Source organism: Deltaproteobacteria bacterium RIFCSPHIGHO2_02_FULL_44_16, from assembly GCA_001798185.1.
Taxonomy (GTDB): Bacteria; UBA10199; UBA10199; order 2-02-FULL-44-16; family 2-02-FULL-44-16; genus 2-02-FULL-44-16.
The window spans coordinates 1-16,541 of sequence record MGRM01000002.1 but is presented as its reverse complement, the minus strand read 5'-3'; the positions used below and the strand labels follow the sequence as shown (position 1 = coordinate 16,541).

The following is a 16,541-nucleotide window of genomic DNA, read 5'->3' as shown; positions in this document are numbered from 1 at the left end:
CCAAAATAATATCCGGATCTGAAATGGTTAATGGCTTCATGCTGCCATGATACCATTACGATAAATATACGCAATTACTTATGTCGCTGTGTATATCTCGCTCGTTCACTCTTTGATCGGCTTGTACAACTGATTCGTACATCTCAGACGAAGGGAAGTATTTTTGGTTTGGAATATTGGAAGCCAGATCTTGCACATCATCCTGTCTTTATGCGCCTTGAAGAATATTTCGAAAAAAGATTTCACTATAAAAAAGGAACCTACAATTTTCTTGAAGACGATTTTGTTCGTAATCTTTCTGGCTATGAACCTCTTGAAATGACAGATGTGAAAGAACAGGAAAAAATTTTCTGTGATCAAACTGTCCTTGATGATTACGCTATTGGTTTACCTACGAGCATGTCGGTCTTAAGAAAAGTATAGGAAGAGTGGCCTGGCTCGCATTAGAAATCGAGCGGCTGGCTCAGTTCCAGACTAACTCAAAAGCATCGGTGATCAGACAACTTTTGGTTGAAGCCCTCGAAGCCCGCAAGCGCTGATTGGCATCGTGATTTTTTATCGTGAACAGGAAGTTCAATCAGCTGAAGGCTGAGGTTTCTATAAACTCAACATGAGCGCCGCTTTTTGAAGCGTCAATTAGTGACAGGCCATTTAGAAACGTCCTTCAAGTATATTTACGAATTTGTACCAAGCGAATTCAAAAATTGACATTTCCCAGGTAGCAATATTATTTGCCGCCTCATCAGCGTGATGATGACTTCCAGACGTACCACAGGAAGCGAGTGATAAGCTGACTACAACATTGCAATGCTGTGTCCAATGTTGGCTACAATCCTCAGCAAAGCCTTTTATTTTTTTCTGCATATCAGTAATAGATTTAAGTTGTTTTGCAATAGTGGCCAAAATTTGTTGTTTTTCTGCTGTGCCGACATCGTCTAAAAATTGAGCTTTTTGTTCTGTTGAAAATCGATAACAAATTTTAGCAGTTTCTTCAGGCGAAGCCGCTTCGAAAATTTGCGCAATTTCTTGCGAATCTTTTTCAGAAGTATATCCATCCAATCGATAAACAAGATAATGCCACTTTTCCTCTAAACTCATTAAGTCGGGTCGAAATGTTCCATTGACGGTCATATTTTCCTCCTAAAGTTTGTTCAATAAAGATTATCGTCATGATATTAAGAAAGGTTGTGTTTATTATCTTTTGTCAATTGCGGCAATCATTCTCACCGGAGCTTCAGTCGCCCCTTCAATTTTCATGGGTAAAATCAAGACGTGAGCTCCAAGAGGAGGAAGTTGTTTTGCATTTGCGACATTTTCGACAATGTGTTTTCCTTCTTCCAAATTTTTTCTTGTCCTTTCTTACGAGAAGATTAAAAGATCTTCTTCATCAGGAGGAATCATGCGCATTCACGCGATTATCCATGCACCATTTGAACAGTTAGGTGCGATTGAGCCATGGATTCTAAAAAATAATCATCAACTTACCTCAACGCGTATCTATGATAATGAAAAACTTCCTGATGTTGATCAGTTTGATTTTTTGATTCTGATGGGTGGACCGCAAACGCCACTGCGACTTGATAAGTATCCTTATCTTCGCGATGAAATTGAGCTTGCAGAACAAGCGATTGGAAAAAATAAAGTGGTTTTTGGTATCTGTCTTGGAGCCCAACTTATTGGTGAAGCTTTAGGCGCTCGCACGGAGCGAAGTCCCAATAGAGAAACTGGTGTCTATCCTATTTTCACAACACCTGAGGGCGAAAAAGATCCTCTCTTCAAAACGTTTGGAAAACAATTTGATGTCATGCATTGGCACAACGACATGCCAGGCATTTCCAAAGAGAGTGTGCTTTTAGCTGCAAGTGAAGGATGCCCACGGCAAGCCTTTCGTTACGGCGATCGCGCGTATGGTTTTCAATTTCATCTGGAGATGACGTCGGATTCAATCAAAACGATGATCGAACAGTGCGCAGAATATTTGCCTCCAGGAAAATATGTTCAATCTCCCGACCAGCTTTTGGCGTCTCGCTGTGAGCCGATCAATTACAAGATGCATGCAACATTGGATTATCTTGCGAGTAAAGTAACCAGTATCTAAAAAGGAGAAGCCATGTATAAATTTATTCTTTCATTTTTTATCTTCATTATTTCTTTCGTGATGATGAATTCCTCTTTTGCAGATGAAGAAAAGAATTCGCGCAAAGGATTTGTTGTCGGTATTGATGTCGGTGCAGCTGACCTTCGTCTCAGCAATAGCGGGAATGAAGGAGCGTTTCTTGGTGGATTCAAAGTAGGGTGGGGCGTCCATGAACGGGTCCTGCTCTTTCTTGAAGAGACCTCGTTGCTTGCTTTCAATAATGTCTCTTCAACTATTCAAGCGTTGTATGTTTCGGGACAATTTTTTCTTCTGAAAAATTTTTATGTCCGACCTGGTGTTGGATATGCTGATGCAGAAGAAGATGCGGCCGCTGGTATTGCTACGACAAATTTCGGGAATGCAAAATTTGTTTCAACTGATTTGGGTTTCACAGCAGCTGGAACCGCCGGTTATGAGTTTCGCATCAAAAAGAAATTTGCACTCTCACCTGAAGGAAAATTTGGTTATCTCCGTCTTGGAGGGGCCAACCATCTCTTCTTCGGCGCTGTGCTTGATATGAGATGGTATTTTTAATTGTATCTCAGTTGAAAAAGTTTGGAATCCCTTCATTTTATTGAAGAAAAAGAGAACGTTCTTGTAAAAAGATTCATTTCTCAATAGGGAAAAGATGTCGGTTCAACTTATTCTCAGGAGGAACTTATGAAATCTCTGATTCATGTTGTCATATATCTCATGCTGTTTGTGGTCACTCCGGCCGTTGCTGCCGAGCGTTTTTCAACGGCTGATGAATATGGGCCTCATGAGAAACGTGTAGGCGCTGGTTTTTATCTCGGTGATCCAACCGGTGTTACCGTGAAAGGATATTTAACTCCGGATCTTGCGCTTGATGGAATCTTTTCATGGTCATTTATCGATGATGCTTTTACGATCATCAGTGATGTGACGTACGATTTTTTTGATATTCCAGTTGGAGCGAAAGGTTTTACGATGCCGTTTTATGCAGGTTTTGGTGGAAAACTTGGCTTTGACCGCCATGGTAAAAATGATGGGAAAACGATTTTTGCATTTCGCGCTCCGTTTGGGCCCGCCTTACAATTTGTCCGTGTTCCAGTTGAACTCTTTTTGGAAGTTTCGCCGGGGCTTCAAGTCGCTCCAAAAACGGAGTTTGATATGACGGGTGGCGTTGGTGCACGATTTTATTTCTTTTAAGGAGAAATATGTTGTCTCATTTCTTGAGGCTTTTTCATAAACTGTTGTGTCATTCCCGCGAAAGCGGGAATCCAGGACTGGATCCCCGATTAAAGCATTCGGGGATGACATTAATTCTTTTTCTTCTTTTTTCAGTTCCACTTTCAGCTGAGACGTTGAGACGAGAAGAGATTATTCCACTCGAAGTATCTCAAACAAATCTTCGCGAAATATGTTCAACCTATTCTGCAACAGGAAAGAAAGTAATTTGGGAGGGAGTTCGTGATGTTCGCCCCACCAAAGAACTTGGAATGCAAACCAGAAAAAAAGGGAAGGAAGTGATTGTGTTTGTGCCTGATCGGCCACTTGAAAAAATTATGGACGATGCATTTCGGAACTTGTTTCAAACCTGCGGTGTGAAAAATCAACAGAGAGCTTCAGAAGAGACTTCAAAAATTTCCGTTGAGATTGTCGAGTTTCAACTCACAGGCGAGAAAAAGTTGGTAACAGAAAAACAAAAAGGGATGAGTCGATTAGCCTATCTCATTACTCGTGGCCCGATGGAAACACGACTTGAAATTGAAGTTGAAGCTTCCGAAAAAGAAATCCGAAAAACAGGAACTAAACGGTTTCAAGCCATTACCGAACGTCTACTTGTTGACACCTTGAGAGAAGTGCCAAAACAGGTCTTTGCAGACCTCAAATAATCCTTTATAATTTACCCAAAATAAGGGGGGCTTGTGAAAGAGAACATACTCTTTTTCTTCATCTTTTTTGGTATCGCCTGTGGAAGTTCAACTTCGAATACCTCTTCTGGTACAGATGATTCCGGAGGTTCGTCGACAAGTGGTTTTCTGATGAGTGGGAAGCTCGCTTCCCTGCAGGTCTCTCCAAGTCTCGGGAAAGCGTCGAGCGCTGGCACTGTTACCAATGTGATTGCGGTTCAACCAAAAACTGGCGGGATAAGTTGTGAAACAGGGACTGTTTCAAGTGATGGAACTTTTTCCATGCGACTCACTGCAGGACGACCCTGGTTTTTTTATTTTTATGATGCAAACAGGCGTGGTCGCGAAATGTTTATGGCGAGACTTCGCAGTTCTGGTCTCGATACCTTTGCTCCCACAAGTTCCACAGGATCACTCGATTTAGAAACCGTTACGGTTGATAATAGTTCGGAAACGGCCAGTTCCAGCAAAAGTCATAGTGACATTATTTCAAAATTGGGTCTTGATACCGATACAGCAAATACGTTGGCCGATCTTGACGATGTTGCGCGTCGATATCGAAATCCAGATGTTGATAATGATGGAACTGTCGATTGCGGTGATTCTTCAAAAAGTTTTATGCTCGATTTTCATGTTCGCTACAATATGCTCGAGAATGGGACGCAGGTCACCGTAAACGATATGATCAACAGTTTTTTTGATACAGCGACTACGACAGCTCAATATACGATAACAGGTATCTATGTCGTGTATTCCACTTCATTTTCATCTGCGAGTACGGGAAGTGTGACGTTTTCCGATTCTGCTGTCACAACGGAAGAAGGAGGAGCGATCTCCGCAGGAACTTCAACCTCAAGTGTGACGAATAATGATTTTGGAAGTTATCACAGTTTTGGTCCGAATATTTCAACGACATCTGAATTACCTTCAGGAGAGATTGTATTCACGGTTGGCAGTAAAACACTCACTTTTTCTGATGTGCAAACTCCATCACTCGCTTCTCTCACAGCGCCAACGGGTCGCATTTTTCCTTTTTTAAAATTGGTGACAACAGACAGCGCTTGCACTTCGAATTGCACCCTTTCAAGTCTTAGTTATCAGTGGATGAAAAAAACATCGACGAGTTGGACAGCAGCAACGCTTGCTGAACTGAGCACACTTGTGACAAGCAGTGGAGGTTTTTTGAGTTTTCGTCTCAATACTGATTCAAATACAAGTCAAACTGTTGGCATCACGATCCCCATCAGTGCGATTGAGGGGACAATTACCTGGCAAGCTTCCAATGTAACTCTTTCAGGAGTGACGGAAAGCGAATTTTTAAATCTCACGACGAATAATATTTGTCATGTGGGGCTTAGCTACGACGACCAACTCGGCATGCGCTATTTTGAAGGAATCAATAACATTACGGGGACGTGTTCGTAGTTTATCGACTGCTATCGTCGATATCGCCATGGCACTTCTTCATGTCGAAGATGTTTATACCGAAAATAATCTTGATCAAAACCTGGAACAGCTTCAGCTGGTGGATCGATCTCTCGTTTAAGTTGGTCTGGTCTTTCAAATGTATGGGGAACATTGAAACGACCTGTTTCATTAGGTTTACTCGTTGTAATAAGCTGTCCACCGCAATATTCATGAATCTCAAGTTTCGAAGTTGGGAAAAGTTGAGAAAGCCTCAGAAGAAGTATCGGTGTAAATCCGAAGTCGCTTTCTTGGAGATGGTTTGTCATTATTACTGGTACCCATACTTGTTCTCCGTTTGTATCTTGGTAAACGTGCATACGGTAGAGATCCGAACGCCCCAAGCCCTCTCCCCATCTGTCGATTTTCTGAAAACGAACGAGGAGATTCCTCCCCATTTCATGATCCCAAAAAACTGTCAGTGCAATGTCTCCATCCCAATCTGCATCACGCGTTACAAAGAGGGAACTGTTTTTAATTTGACACGAACCATCCTCTTCTTTTTTACAGTGTTCAAATTGTTCTTGCAGAAGTATGAAAGCCGCTGAGTTATTCCCAGGCGTGACTACAAGCGATGTTTGTTTGATGCATGGACCTACATTTTCACCAGCTGAAATAAATGACATAATGTTCTCCTTTACTGATATTGGAAGTTCATTAAACTATCTTCTCTTTCGACCCAAGAGAAAAAAGGTTGCTCGGGTTTGTAAAATGGTTGCGGGAGATCGCCACGCCCTGTGGGCTCGCGATGACATTCTCAGTATAACCAACTGTTTTTTATATATAATTTCTTCAAATAAGTTCGCAACTTTTTCCTCTCTTCACCCGATAACTTGCTTGTATGGTCACTCGCGTCGACATAAACAGCCGAATTCCTGAGGAAAATCAAGATACTCCCGAATCTGCTTTGTCTGATATTGTCATTCCAGCTCGAACGGTAGTCGACCATGAGGGGAGTTATGTTCATGCAGATCGACCTGAGCTTCCTGAAAATCGAAATGATCGCGATGCACGACGCTTTGGGGTTGGCATTGGAGATCTCGGTATTGCATCTGGACGAGATACAGTTCGATCAGCTCCGCATCGCCCAATCATCATTATCGACAATCCGGTATTCATCGGTGAAGTTTCAGAAGAAATCGTTGTTGAAGAGCCAGCTGTTATCAACGTTGAACGGCGACGACAAGAAATTATTTTTGAACCGACATTGATTCTTGGAGAGGTCTCAGAGGTTTCAACTGCTTCTGCAATAGCAATGGTGGAGTCAAAAAGTGTTGAAGTGGATGAAGAAGAACGTGCGGTTGTTTCTGTTGAAATTACTCTTCCGCGCTTTCTTTCACGGCCATCTTATGAGCAATCATTTCTTGTTGTGACCAAGTCAGTGATTGAAAATGAGAAGTGGAGTTTGGATACACTTCCTCTTTCTCCAAAATTTCCAGAACAAGTGTTCATTGAAGTTGCTGAAGTTATGAAAAGAGGAACACTTCAAGGAAGAGATATCGGAAATGGGCTCATCATAACGCCGCTCGAAAATCTTGAGGAGCCAGTTGCTCAAGAACGTACGAAAGCAGTTTTCACAAGAAATCCAGTTCGCAGCGAAAAAACGTCAACCGTAGCAGCTCAACTTCAGGAAAAAGAAGTTTCGCATGTCATGTTCAAAAAGGATTCTCACTCTGTTGCTCTTTCATCAAAAAGAGCGTTGATTTCAACTCGAGCGCCTCTCATTGCTCGCAATCTTTCTTTTTCACCTTTTGAGATCAAACTCGCATCAACGATCAAGGGGAAAAATTCTTTTCGTGGATTCTCTTCTGAAGAAAATGCTGTCTTGGATGCTGGGATCTTGCGCACAGACGTGATTGGCGGTCTTCACTTTCCATTTTCACTGACGCTTCTTACATTTCTGCATGACATGGATGATCAAGAGATGATTGTAGCGGTTTTTGATCGCGGAGAGAGTACGGATGAGCAGGAGAGAGATGATAGAAGAGAGCAGCAACATGAGCAGGATCCATCGTACGAAGAAGAAGTTTTCTTGGCCTAATTTTCTTTTTCACAGTCTCTGTGGATAACCTTGAGTATAACTCCTTCTTTTATCCCTTATAGTTCTTCCAAAGTGAGTTTTCATCGAAATGCACAACAAAGAGGCATTAAAACTTCAACTTATCCAAAAGGTTATTTATTATTTTAAAAATGACCGTAAGAACACCTTATGAAAGCGCGCCAGCGTTCTTGTGAATAAATCAAGGCGCTTGAAGTTACTCTCAAACCAAATTAGAGATATTCTTCAAGTGTTACGTGAAGTTTTTTCAAGGCTGAAGAATCAGAATAATGAAGCAGGGAAAAGCTTGTAAGGGCATTCTCGAGAAGAGCCTTTGAAAGAGATTCCGCGTGATGCTTCTTCCCCAGAAGAAGATGTTTTTCCCCTGTTTCACGCATCAGTTTGATGAGTTGTGCATTCGGCAGTTCTGGAAAAGATGCTTTGAGAGAAGCCGCAAGACTATACGCTTCAAAAAAATGTCGAGTCAGTTCTGCGAACAGAGGAAGGGCTTCGGAATTTTTTTGAAGAAACGCGATTTCCGGTTCGATGTCAGCGGAAGAAATTTCTTTGCCGTTCGCACACCATTCTCGAGCAAAAAGGCGCGCTAAAAAAATATACTCGTCTATTCGCTCGTGCGGAGTGAATCCGCACTCTCTATACTTAGGTCGCTCGCTTGGAGTAAATCCAGGCTCTCCCCCTGACCACCCCCATCGGGCTTGCAGTATATTGGCAAGCAATGAAATTTTTGAAAAAAAGTGAAGAGAATTATTTTTGATGTAATCGAGCGTCAACCGTTGATCATCTGGGATTTCATAAAAAGGTGTTTGTTGATCCGTGTGAGGAAGAACCATTTTTCTTTCGATACATTGTTTGAGTGCGGTTGCTGTCGCTGATCGAGCATTGCGGGTGAGGCTCATTGCAAGAAGAATCTGTTTTTCCTGAAAGTAGTCGAGATACAGAAGCACACGTTTTTGAATCATCTCTGAAGTGATGGCGCGCTTTCCCGGAGAGAGAAGTGCGGTTGCAACCAGTGATAAAGGAGTGACGACGACATGCCGATTGATCTCATCGCAAAGTTGATAGGCGAGATATTCGACAGGATTATGATGATCTCCAGGAATAGTATTCGTATCGACAGGAGTTCCAAAACGAATATGGACATTGCCATAGCGAGGATCTTTGTGTTTGAGAAATCGGATTAATTTCATCAATGCCCATGTGTTTTCAGGTTGCTTTTCGGCCCCTTCAAGTTCGTTGATATAACTGCCGAGTTCCAAAACGCGATCGTATGTGAATGAGACCGGAAAAAAAACGAGATCTTTTTGCACGTGCTTTGCAGCATCATAAAGCATCGAAAGCATACCGAGTTTTGGAGGAGCCAGCTTCCCGGTGCGTGACCTGGCCCCTTCAATAAAGAAAGCTTGGCTGTATCCTTCTTTAATGAGAAGTTTTAAATATGTTTCCAAAACAGCTCGATAAAGCTGATTCCCCTTGAAAGTTCGACGAATAAAATAAGCCCCTCCTCTTCGAAAAAGGGGACCGAGAGGCCAAAACGAAAGATTTTTTCCGGCGGCAAAGTGGGGGAGCGACATATGATGTTTGTAAAGAAGAGAGGGGAGAATGAGATAGTCGAGATGACTGCGATGATTCGGAACTAAAACAACGGAGCGAGTTGCTGCGAGTTGTTTCAGCTCTTCAATTTGTTTTTGATCGACATGAAAGTTTTCATGAAGAGAAGAAAAAACCGTGTCAAAAAGACGAGAGGCAAGTTCTATCACATTATAATCAATGTTCGCCGCAATTTCGTGGATATATTTTTTTGCAAGTTCCGAGAGTTCTTCGATCGGTTTTCGATTTTCAATGGCAATCGTTTCAAGTTGCTTTTCAAGATGAGGGTCGCTGAGAACTTGTTCTAAAAACCAATGACGAGGTCGCAAGGGAGATCCACTGATGGTGCGATGTTCAATATTCATCACCTCCACCAAATGACGACGGATGTCAGTTGCGCGGAGATGGAGATTACAATCCTGTTCTACCTCAAGATGAAGAGGTCGGCCAAGTCGGATAAGTGCGTGACGTTTATAATTTCTCCAAAAGAGAATTCCTTTTCGTAAGCTTCCAGGATCATCTTTTTCCCCAAAAAGAATATCGATAAAACTTTTCTTTTCTTTTGTCGGTCGACGATCCCAAATAAAATCGATGGGCACAAAATAAAGAGGGCGGTCAGGAGTATATGCTTTTAATGTTTCAATAATTCGTTTCTCGGCTTGATAGGAAAAAAGCGCGTCATCGGCAAGATACGTGCTCGGAATACGAAGCATCACGCTTTCACCTGCTGCCACTCTTTCTCGTAAAAAACCGGAAGTGATGGGACCTGGAATTTCTCCCTTGGATTCAAGAAGCTCACATTGGGTGAGAAGATATGATTTCAATCGATTCCATTTCATCCATATATACGTTGAAATATCCGTGACGAATGTGGGGAGAGGAAGTCCGTGTTGACGAAAAAAATGGGCAAAGCAGTGATATTCAAGCTGACCTATAGCAGGAACAACATAGATCAGAACTCCTTTCTGCTTTGCTTGCTTGAGTTCTTCGGCATACGGCATTTCATGCTGCACACGTTTCAAAAAGCGAGGGAGAAGGAGGCGATACAATGCATTTGTCTCCTCTTTCATCGAAGAGGCGTAAGGATTGTCGAAAAGTTCATGAAGTCGAAATGCATCTGGAAAGAAATCGCGGATAAAACGGAGACATTGGCAAAGATATCTGAAGAAAAGGGGGCGATGTGTATACTTCATAAGCAACACTCTTTTAGTTGAGGATCTGCGAAGAAGCAAGTATAGAGACCCCATGCGCCAGATTTCTGTTCTTCCACCGGAGGTGGTTGAAAAAATTGCTGCGGGTGAAGTGGTGGAGAGACCAGCGTCGGTCGCCAAAGAACTTATCGAAAATGCACTTGATGCGATGGCGAGTTCGATTCGCGTTGAAATTCTCAGTGGTGGACGAAAGTCCATTCGCGTGATTGATGATGGTTCAGGGATGAGCAAGGAAAACCTTGAGCTGTCTGTTCTTCCTCATGCCACAAGCAAAATTACTTCAGCGGATGATTTATGGAATATTGCAACCTTTGGATTTCGAGGTGAAGCGCTTTCTTCGATTGGCGCCGTGTCAAAGCTTCGCATTGAAACAAAACTTACCGCGCAAAAAATATTGACCGGTTCTTCTCTTCTTCTGGAGGGGGGAAGGCTTGTGGCACTTTCTCCGATTGGTTGTCCTGATGGGACTTCTATAGAAGTTTCCTCTCTTTTTTATAACGTGCCAGCGAGACAGAAATTTTTAAAATCAGAAACGGTTGAATATGGACATATTGCGCATGTGGTGAGCGATTTTGCGTTGTCTCATCCGCATGTTCGTTTTGAATTATGGCATGATCAGAAAAAACATCTTTCTTTCACGGTCGAAGACGATCCTTCTCATCGTATCGCACGCATTTTAGGAGAAAAAGTTTCCTCGAATCTTATGCGTCTTGAAGAGAAGGGGGATGGCATTGCTCTTGAAGGCTGGATTTCTCAAGTTGGGCACGATGTTTCACATGCAAAGCAGATTCGCTTTTTTGTAAATGCGCGCTCGATTCAAGATCGCTTGCTGCATCACGCACTTGTGAGCGGTTACGGAGATCGTCTGATGAAAGGGCGATATCCTCTCGCGGTTCTTTTTGTGCATATTGATCCTGCGAAAATTGATGTGAATGTTCATCCGACAAAACGAGAAGTTCGTTTTGAGCAGAGTGGAGCTGTCTATGAATTCATTCGTCTTTCGATTCGAAAGCATTTGGATATGGGTAAGGTGCAAGTTCATTGCGGAGAGAGCAATATCGATCGGAGAAATTTTTTCCAAACAGATTCGAAGAATCATTTCGAAACCGTTTTCGGTAACGGGTCCTGCCTTCTGCGGCCTTCCGGCCCTCCGCTAAACGCGGAGACCTCCCGGAAGGACCTCCGAAGTCACCCGATTCATGCGAGTTTCGAAATGAATTCTTCTCCACAAGTGCAATATTCAATTGTTCCTCTAAGCAAAATTTCATCTTTCCGTATCATCGGCCAATTTTTAAAAACGTATATTCTTTGTGAAGATGAATCAGGAGCGCTTGTGATTGTGGACCAACATGCGGTGCATGAGCGCATCGGTTTTGAAGAATTGAAATCGCAATATGAAAAAAGTCAGATCGCAGTGCAGGCACTTTTGTTGCCGCAACAGTTTCAGATGAGTACCCGCGACTTGGCGGTGCTTGAAGAACATCGTGAATATCTGGAAAAAGCAGGTTTTGAGTTCGAACTTTTTGGCCATGAGACCATGCTCGTGAAGGCCGTTCCGGCTCTGCTTGCTGACAGAGATGTGGTTTCACTTTTTTCAACCTTGGCTTCTGAGTTCGAAGAAAAAGAAAAAGCAGAGTCGATTGAGAAGATCATGGATCAACTTTTTTCTCTTATTGCTTGTCATCGTCAACTTCGAGGAGGAGATCATCTCTCACTTCTCGAGATGGAAGCGCTTCTGAAAGAGATGCAACGTTTGCAGATAACGCATTGCCCGCACGGTCGCCCGCTTGTGGCTCGATTGGAAAAAAGTGAAATTGAGAGAAGATTAAGAAGAGTTTGATTGATATTGTCATCGCGAGCCCGAAGGGCGTGGCGATCTGACCGAAGGTCATCCTGAGGCAAAGCCGAAGGATCTCCCGGAGATCCCTCGCTTTCGCTCGGGACGACACTTTGTGTCGGATTGCTTCGTCGCTGATGCTCCTCGCAATGACATACGTTTAAAATAATTATGAAAAAAATTGTGGTCATTTGCGGTCCTACAGCTGTTGGCAAAACGCAGCTTGCATTGAAGCTCGCGCAGCAATTGCAGGGCGAAATTATTTCTGCTGATTCGCAACAAGTCTATCGCGGTATGGATATTGGTACCGCGAAACCAACGCAGGAAGAGCGCAAGCTCGTTCCCCATCATCTTTTGGATGTTGTCGATCCTAGTGAAGTTTTTCACGCAGGTCGATTTGTTGAGCTTGCTGATGCTGCAATCGAGGACATTCTCAGCAGAGGGCGCAGCCCCTTTGTGGTTGGGGGGACAGGACTTTATCTCAAAGCGCTTCTCCATGGGCTTTGCGAAGCTCCGCTGCGCGATGATCGTCTACGCGAACAACTTCTTTCGGAACTTGAAATCCATGGTGCGATAACACTTCATAAACGATTGCAGACTTTGGACCCTGATACTGCGCACCAGATTCATCCTCATCATAAACATCGTCTCCTTCGTGCGCTTGAGATCTGCGAGTTAACCGGAAAGGGTCCAAGTGAATTTTTTCGCAAACATCAATTCCACGAGCAGCGATACGATGCTTTGCTCATTGGATTGACGATAGATCGCAAAGAACTTCATGCGCGGATCGATGAACGTGTTGATCGGATGCTCGAGCAAGGGTGGATTGATGAAGTAAAAATGCTCATAGAAAAATATGGATCTGAAGTTTCGTTTCAAGCGGTCGGTTATCGGGAACTGGCCGACTTCTTTCGGAACATTTCATGGAAGCGGGTCCTGCCGTCTGCGGTGTTCCGGCCCTCCCGCTTAGCGCGGGAGACCCTCCCGGAAGCACCTCCGACGTCACCCGAATTATGGAGTTCCGAAAGAAGGCTACCAGAAGAGCTCATTGCATCTATCAAACAACAAACGCGGCAATACGCCAAACGCCAGATGACCTGGTTTCGAAAAATGCCATCCATCGTTTGGTACGATGCATGCGTTGATTTTGACATCTTACATTCTCAGGTTGAGAACTTTTTGAAACCAAGGTCTCCAGATCAATAAAATGGCTGCGTTTTACCCTTTTTTGGCATACAGCATGCTTCAGCTTTTTAGGATGTCATTCCCGCGCAGGCAGGAATCTCATGAGGTTCCTGTTTTCACGGGGATGACAAACATGAAGTGCACGGCACTTCGTGCAAAGTAGTTGTTTGTCTTTAAACGGTAGGTTATGTAACATGACTTAAAAAGTGAGGAACAATGTCACAAAAGATGACCAAAAAAATGCTGCAAGAATATCAAGCAGGGTGGGATGCGGTGCATGAGTTCGAGTTGAAAGAGTTACAAAACATGTCGATGACAGAAAAATTCAAACAACTTCGTGTTATTTTTTCTTCAACTTTCTTTCGTAAGTTAGCAAAGAAATTTCCTTCAGATGATGCAGATGCTCGTAGCCAATGGAAAAAACTCCGCAAAAGGTTGCTCCATGGCTAAAAAACTGGATCCTCATGACCCGCTCATAGAAGTTCAACGTATCCAAAAATGGGTCAAACAATTTTCCGATGTTCTAGAAATGCCGGAAATGTACGACGATCTGAATCGACTCTTAAAAAAGAGGAGAAGAAAAACGATGAGAAAATAGGAGAGACCATGCGACAGCCATTGAAACGTTTTCTACAGATTTCTGCTTTTTTGAGTGTTTTTGTATTTGGAGCTTGGCTCTGGATGCAGCAGTACTCTCTCTCTTCTGAGAGAGAGAATTCGTCACCGAAGATTGCTTCTCTAAACCTTCCACTCTATTTTGAACCCAATCAAGGACAGGTTGATGCTTCAGTTCAATTCCTCAGTCGAGACCAAAAACATTCGATGTTCTTCTCTCCAGAAAAAATGACACTCGCTCTCTCAGGAGATGAAACACCACAAAACATATCTCTTGGATTTATGGGTGCCAATACGAATCCAAAAATTACCGGAATCGATCCTCTCATCGGAAAAAGTCACTACTTCATAGGGAATGATGCATCCAAATGGAAAACAAATATTTCTCAGTACGCAAAAGTGAAATACGAAGAACTCTATCCTGGAATCGATCTTGTTGTTTACGGCAACAACCAACATCTCGAATATGATCTTGTCGTTTCACCTCACGCTGATCCCAATCTCATTACCTTTGACATTGAAGGAGCGGATCTCAAACTTGACGATGATGGGAATCTTCTCATGGCAATTGCAGAGAAAACCGAAATCATCCACCACAGACCGAAAATCTATCAAGAGTTGAACGGAAAACAGATACCAATTGAGGGGACATTCGTCATCAAGAACAACCGCGTCTCTTTTACCGTTGCTCAATACGATCGCACCCAAACATTAGTCATCGATCCTGTCATTGAATTTGCCACCTATCTCGGAGGAAATGATGTCGATACAGGAAATGCCATTGCGGTTGATAGTCAAGGTTATATCTATGTAACGGGAAATACATGGTCAAATAATTTTCCAACTCAGAATGGATATCAGCTAACAAAACCCACTGCAGGTATATATTCACGTTGGCCTCCTCCTCTGGATATTTTTGTAACCAAAATTTCGCCAGATGGTCGTGCCCTTATTTTTTCCACCTATCTTGGAGGACAATGGGTAGACACCGGCGATGATATCGCCGTCGATAATCAAGGAACCATCTATATCACAGGGAGAACCTATTCAGATAATTTTCCAACACAAAATGCGTATCAAGCACGGCCAAATCCAGCGATAGGAACTCCTCAAGGTTTTCACTATTTCTCTGACAAAGGAGATGCTTATATCACAAAGCTCGCTCCCAATGGACAGTCATTAGTGTTTTCTACTTACCTCGGTGGAAGTAAGCGCGATGAAGGCCAGAGCATTGCAGTTGATACTCAGGGAAGTGTCTATGTCACAGGAATTACTGACTCTGCAGATTTTCCGACACGTAATGCATTTCAACCACAGTATGGTGGAGAACCTTATCAAGGAGCTTATGGTGATGTCTTTGTCACGAAGTTTGCACCAGATGGCCGCTCGCTTGTCTATTCGACGTATCTCGGTGGGAACCATCAGGAGCTTAGTCGCAGTATTGCCGTTGATACACTAGGATCAGCATATGTTGCAGGATGGACATTATCCTCTAACTTCCCCGCTACCGCGAATGCATATCAATCTCAACATCATAGTCCCCCAAACCTCAGTAATTGGCAAGCTGATGGCTTTATCACCAAGTTTTCACCAGATGGCCGCTCACTTATCTACTCAACCTTTCTCGGAGGAACAAGCACTGACGATCCTTATGCAATGACCATTGATACACAAGGCGCTGTGTATGTGACAGGAAAAACCGCCTCCAATGATTTCCCTCTTCAAAATCCCCAACAAGGTACACGGAATAACTACAACTCTTTCCTGACAAAACTTTCGCCGAGTGGGCAGTCGCTTGTTTTTTCTACTTACACAGGGTCATCTCGTTCAAAGCCCATCGCGATCGATTCTCAAAATAATATTTATATAGAAGATGGGAAATTTTCCTCGAATGGCCGTTTTCTGCAATCTTTATTGCTTAATCCGTGGGCCAATGATTTTACAAATGATTTTGCAATCGATTCTCAAGGTATTCTTTACCTTACGGGTCAAACACAAGGGAGCCTTACCGTTCAAAATGCTTTCCAAGCAACTTACGGTGGAGGCGTATTTGATGCATTTGTCATGAAAGTTCGTATTACCTGCACCGACAACGCATCGTGTTCCGATGACAACGCGTGCAACGGAATCGAAACCTGCAACGCTTCTGGTGTTTGCGTTGTGGGAATTCCATTGAATATTCCCGATGACAACAATGTGTGCACGTTGGATTGCGATCCAGCAACGGGGAATCGGTATGTTCCTCAAGTCGGAGCTACGTGTCCCGGAGATAACGATCTTTGCACGGGAGTCGATATCTGCACAGCAGCAGGAGAGTGCAGAGGAGTGATTCCGAATACGCAGGTGAACTATCAAGATGGGAATGACTGTACAGTGGATTCGTGTAATCCTCTCACGGGAGCTTTTACCAATATCTCCAAAGCTGATGGCACGGCGTGCCTTTCGAATAGTCGTCGCTCAGGCATTTGTTGTGCTTCAGAATGCAAAGAAGGTCTGACCGTTTGTCCTGCTCCCGTGACTCCTCCTCTGGGAAAGCTTCCCGAAGGCTATCGACCTCCACCTCCACGACCAG

At 43.3% G+C, this 16,541-nt stretch carries 13 protein-coding genes and 1 pseudogene; 11 read left to right on the top strand and 3 right to left on the bottom strand.

The window, feature by feature from the left end; translation table 11 throughout:
* Nucleotides 1-30: 30 nt before the first annotated feature.
* The gene (locus A3C46_02470; protein OGQ23662.1) at nucleotides 31-423 is read left to right on the top strand and encodes a hypothetical protein; all 393 of its coding nucleotides are present in this window, start codon (nucleotides 31-33) and stop codon (nucleotides 421-423) included.
* A 228-nt stretch (nucleotides 424-651) separates the two neighbouring features.
* Here A3C46_02470 and A3C46_02465 read toward each other — a convergent pair whose 3' ends face one another.
* On the bottom strand, nucleotides 652-1,131 hold the full coding sequence (locus A3C46_02465) for a hypothetical protein (protein OGQ23661.1): 480 nt from the start codon (nucleotides 1,129-1,131) through the stop codon (nucleotides 652-654).
* Nucleotides 1,132-1,399: 268 nt separating this feature from the next.
* On the opposite strand from A3C46_02465, the gene A3C46_02460 reads away from it, so the two are divergent.
* From A3C46_02460 to A3C46_02440, 5 genes are all read left to right on the top strand, one after another.
* Nucleotides 1,400-2,098, top strand: coding sequence for a GMP synthase (locus tag A3C46_02460; protein ID OGQ23663.1), 699 nt, complete (start codon nucleotides 1,400-1,402; stop codon nucleotides 2,096-2,098).
* A gap of 12 nt (nucleotides 2,099-2,110) precedes the next feature.
* On the top strand, nucleotides 2,111-2,671 hold the full coding sequence (locus A3C46_02455; protein OGQ23660.1) for a hypothetical protein: 561 nt from the start codon (nucleotides 2,111-2,113) through the stop codon (nucleotides 2,669-2,671).
* A gap of 126 nt (nucleotides 2,672-2,797) precedes the next feature.
* Complete coding sequence (locus A3C46_02450; GenBank protein ID OGQ23659.1) at nucleotides 2,798-3,307, top strand: hypothetical protein; 510 nt, start codon at nucleotides 2,798-2,800, stop codon at nucleotides 3,305-3,307.
* Between the two features lie 8 nt (nucleotides 3,308-3,315).
* The gene (locus A3C46_02445) at nucleotides 3,316-3,993 is read left to right on the top strand and encodes a hypothetical protein (GenBank protein ID OGQ23658.1); all 678 of its coding nucleotides are present in this window, start codon (nucleotides 3,316-3,318) and stop codon (nucleotides 3,991-3,993) included.
* 33 nt (nucleotides 3,994-4,026) lie between these two features.
* The gene (locus A3C46_02440; protein ID OGQ23657.1) at nucleotides 4,027-5,436 is read left to right on the top strand and encodes a hypothetical protein; all 1,410 of its coding nucleotides are present in this window, start codon (nucleotides 4,027-4,029) and stop codon (nucleotides 5,434-5,436) included.
* 11 nt (nucleotides 5,437-5,447) lie between these two features.
* Here A3C46_02440 and A3C46_02435 read toward each other — a convergent pair whose 3' ends face one another.
* On the bottom strand, nucleotides 5,448-6,101 hold the full coding sequence (locus A3C46_02435; protein OGQ23656.1) for a hypothetical protein: 654 nt from the start codon (nucleotides 6,099-6,101) through the stop codon (nucleotides 5,448-5,450).
* Nucleotides 6,102-6,316: 215 nt separating this feature from the next.
* Here A3C46_02435 and A3C46_02430 point away from each other — a divergent pair, with 215 nt between their 5' ends.
* The gene (locus A3C46_02430; protein ID OGQ23655.1) at nucleotides 6,317-7,516 is read left to right on the top strand and encodes a hypothetical protein; all 1,200 of its coding nucleotides are present in this window, start codon (nucleotides 6,317-6,319) and stop codon (nucleotides 7,514-7,516) included.
* Nucleotides 7,517-7,746: 230 nt separating this feature from the next.
* Here the strand turns inward: A3C46_02430 and A3C46_02425 are convergent, their stop codons facing one another.
* The gene (locus tag A3C46_02425; GenBank protein ID OGQ23654.1) at nucleotides 7,747-10,314 is read right to left on the bottom strand and encodes a hypothetical protein; all 2,568 of its coding nucleotides are present in this window, start codon (nucleotides 10,312-10,314) and stop codon (nucleotides 7,747-7,749) included.
* Nucleotides 10,315-10,366: 52 nt separating this feature from the next.
* Between A3C46_02425 and A3C46_02420 the strand changes: the two genes are divergently transcribed.
* From A3C46_02420 to A3C46_02405, 4 genes and pseudogenes are all read left to right on the top strand, one after another.
* Nucleotides 10,367-12,172 (top strand): hypothetical protein, encoded by a 1,806-nt coding sequence (locus A3C46_02420; protein OGQ23653.1) that lies wholly within the window; start codon nucleotides 10,367-10,369, stop codon nucleotides 12,170-12,172.
* A 168-nt stretch (nucleotides 12,173-12,340) separates the two neighbouring features.
* Nucleotides 12,341-13,375: a hypothetical protein gene (locus A3C46_02415; GenBank protein ID OGQ23652.1), complete on the top strand. Its 1,035-nt coding sequence runs from the start codon at nucleotides 12,341-12,343 to the stop codon at nucleotides 13,373-13,375.
* A 195-nt stretch (nucleotides 13,376-13,570) separates the two neighbouring features.
* The gene (locus A3C46_02410) at nucleotides 13,571-13,804 is read left to right on the top strand and encodes a hypothetical protein (GenBank protein OGQ23651.1); all 234 of its coding nucleotides are present in this window, start codon (nucleotides 13,571-13,573) and stop codon (nucleotides 13,802-13,804) included.
* Between the two features lie 156 nt (nucleotides 13,805-13,960).
* A pseudogene (locus A3C46_02405) lies at nucleotides 13,961-16,541 on the top strand (hypothetical protein).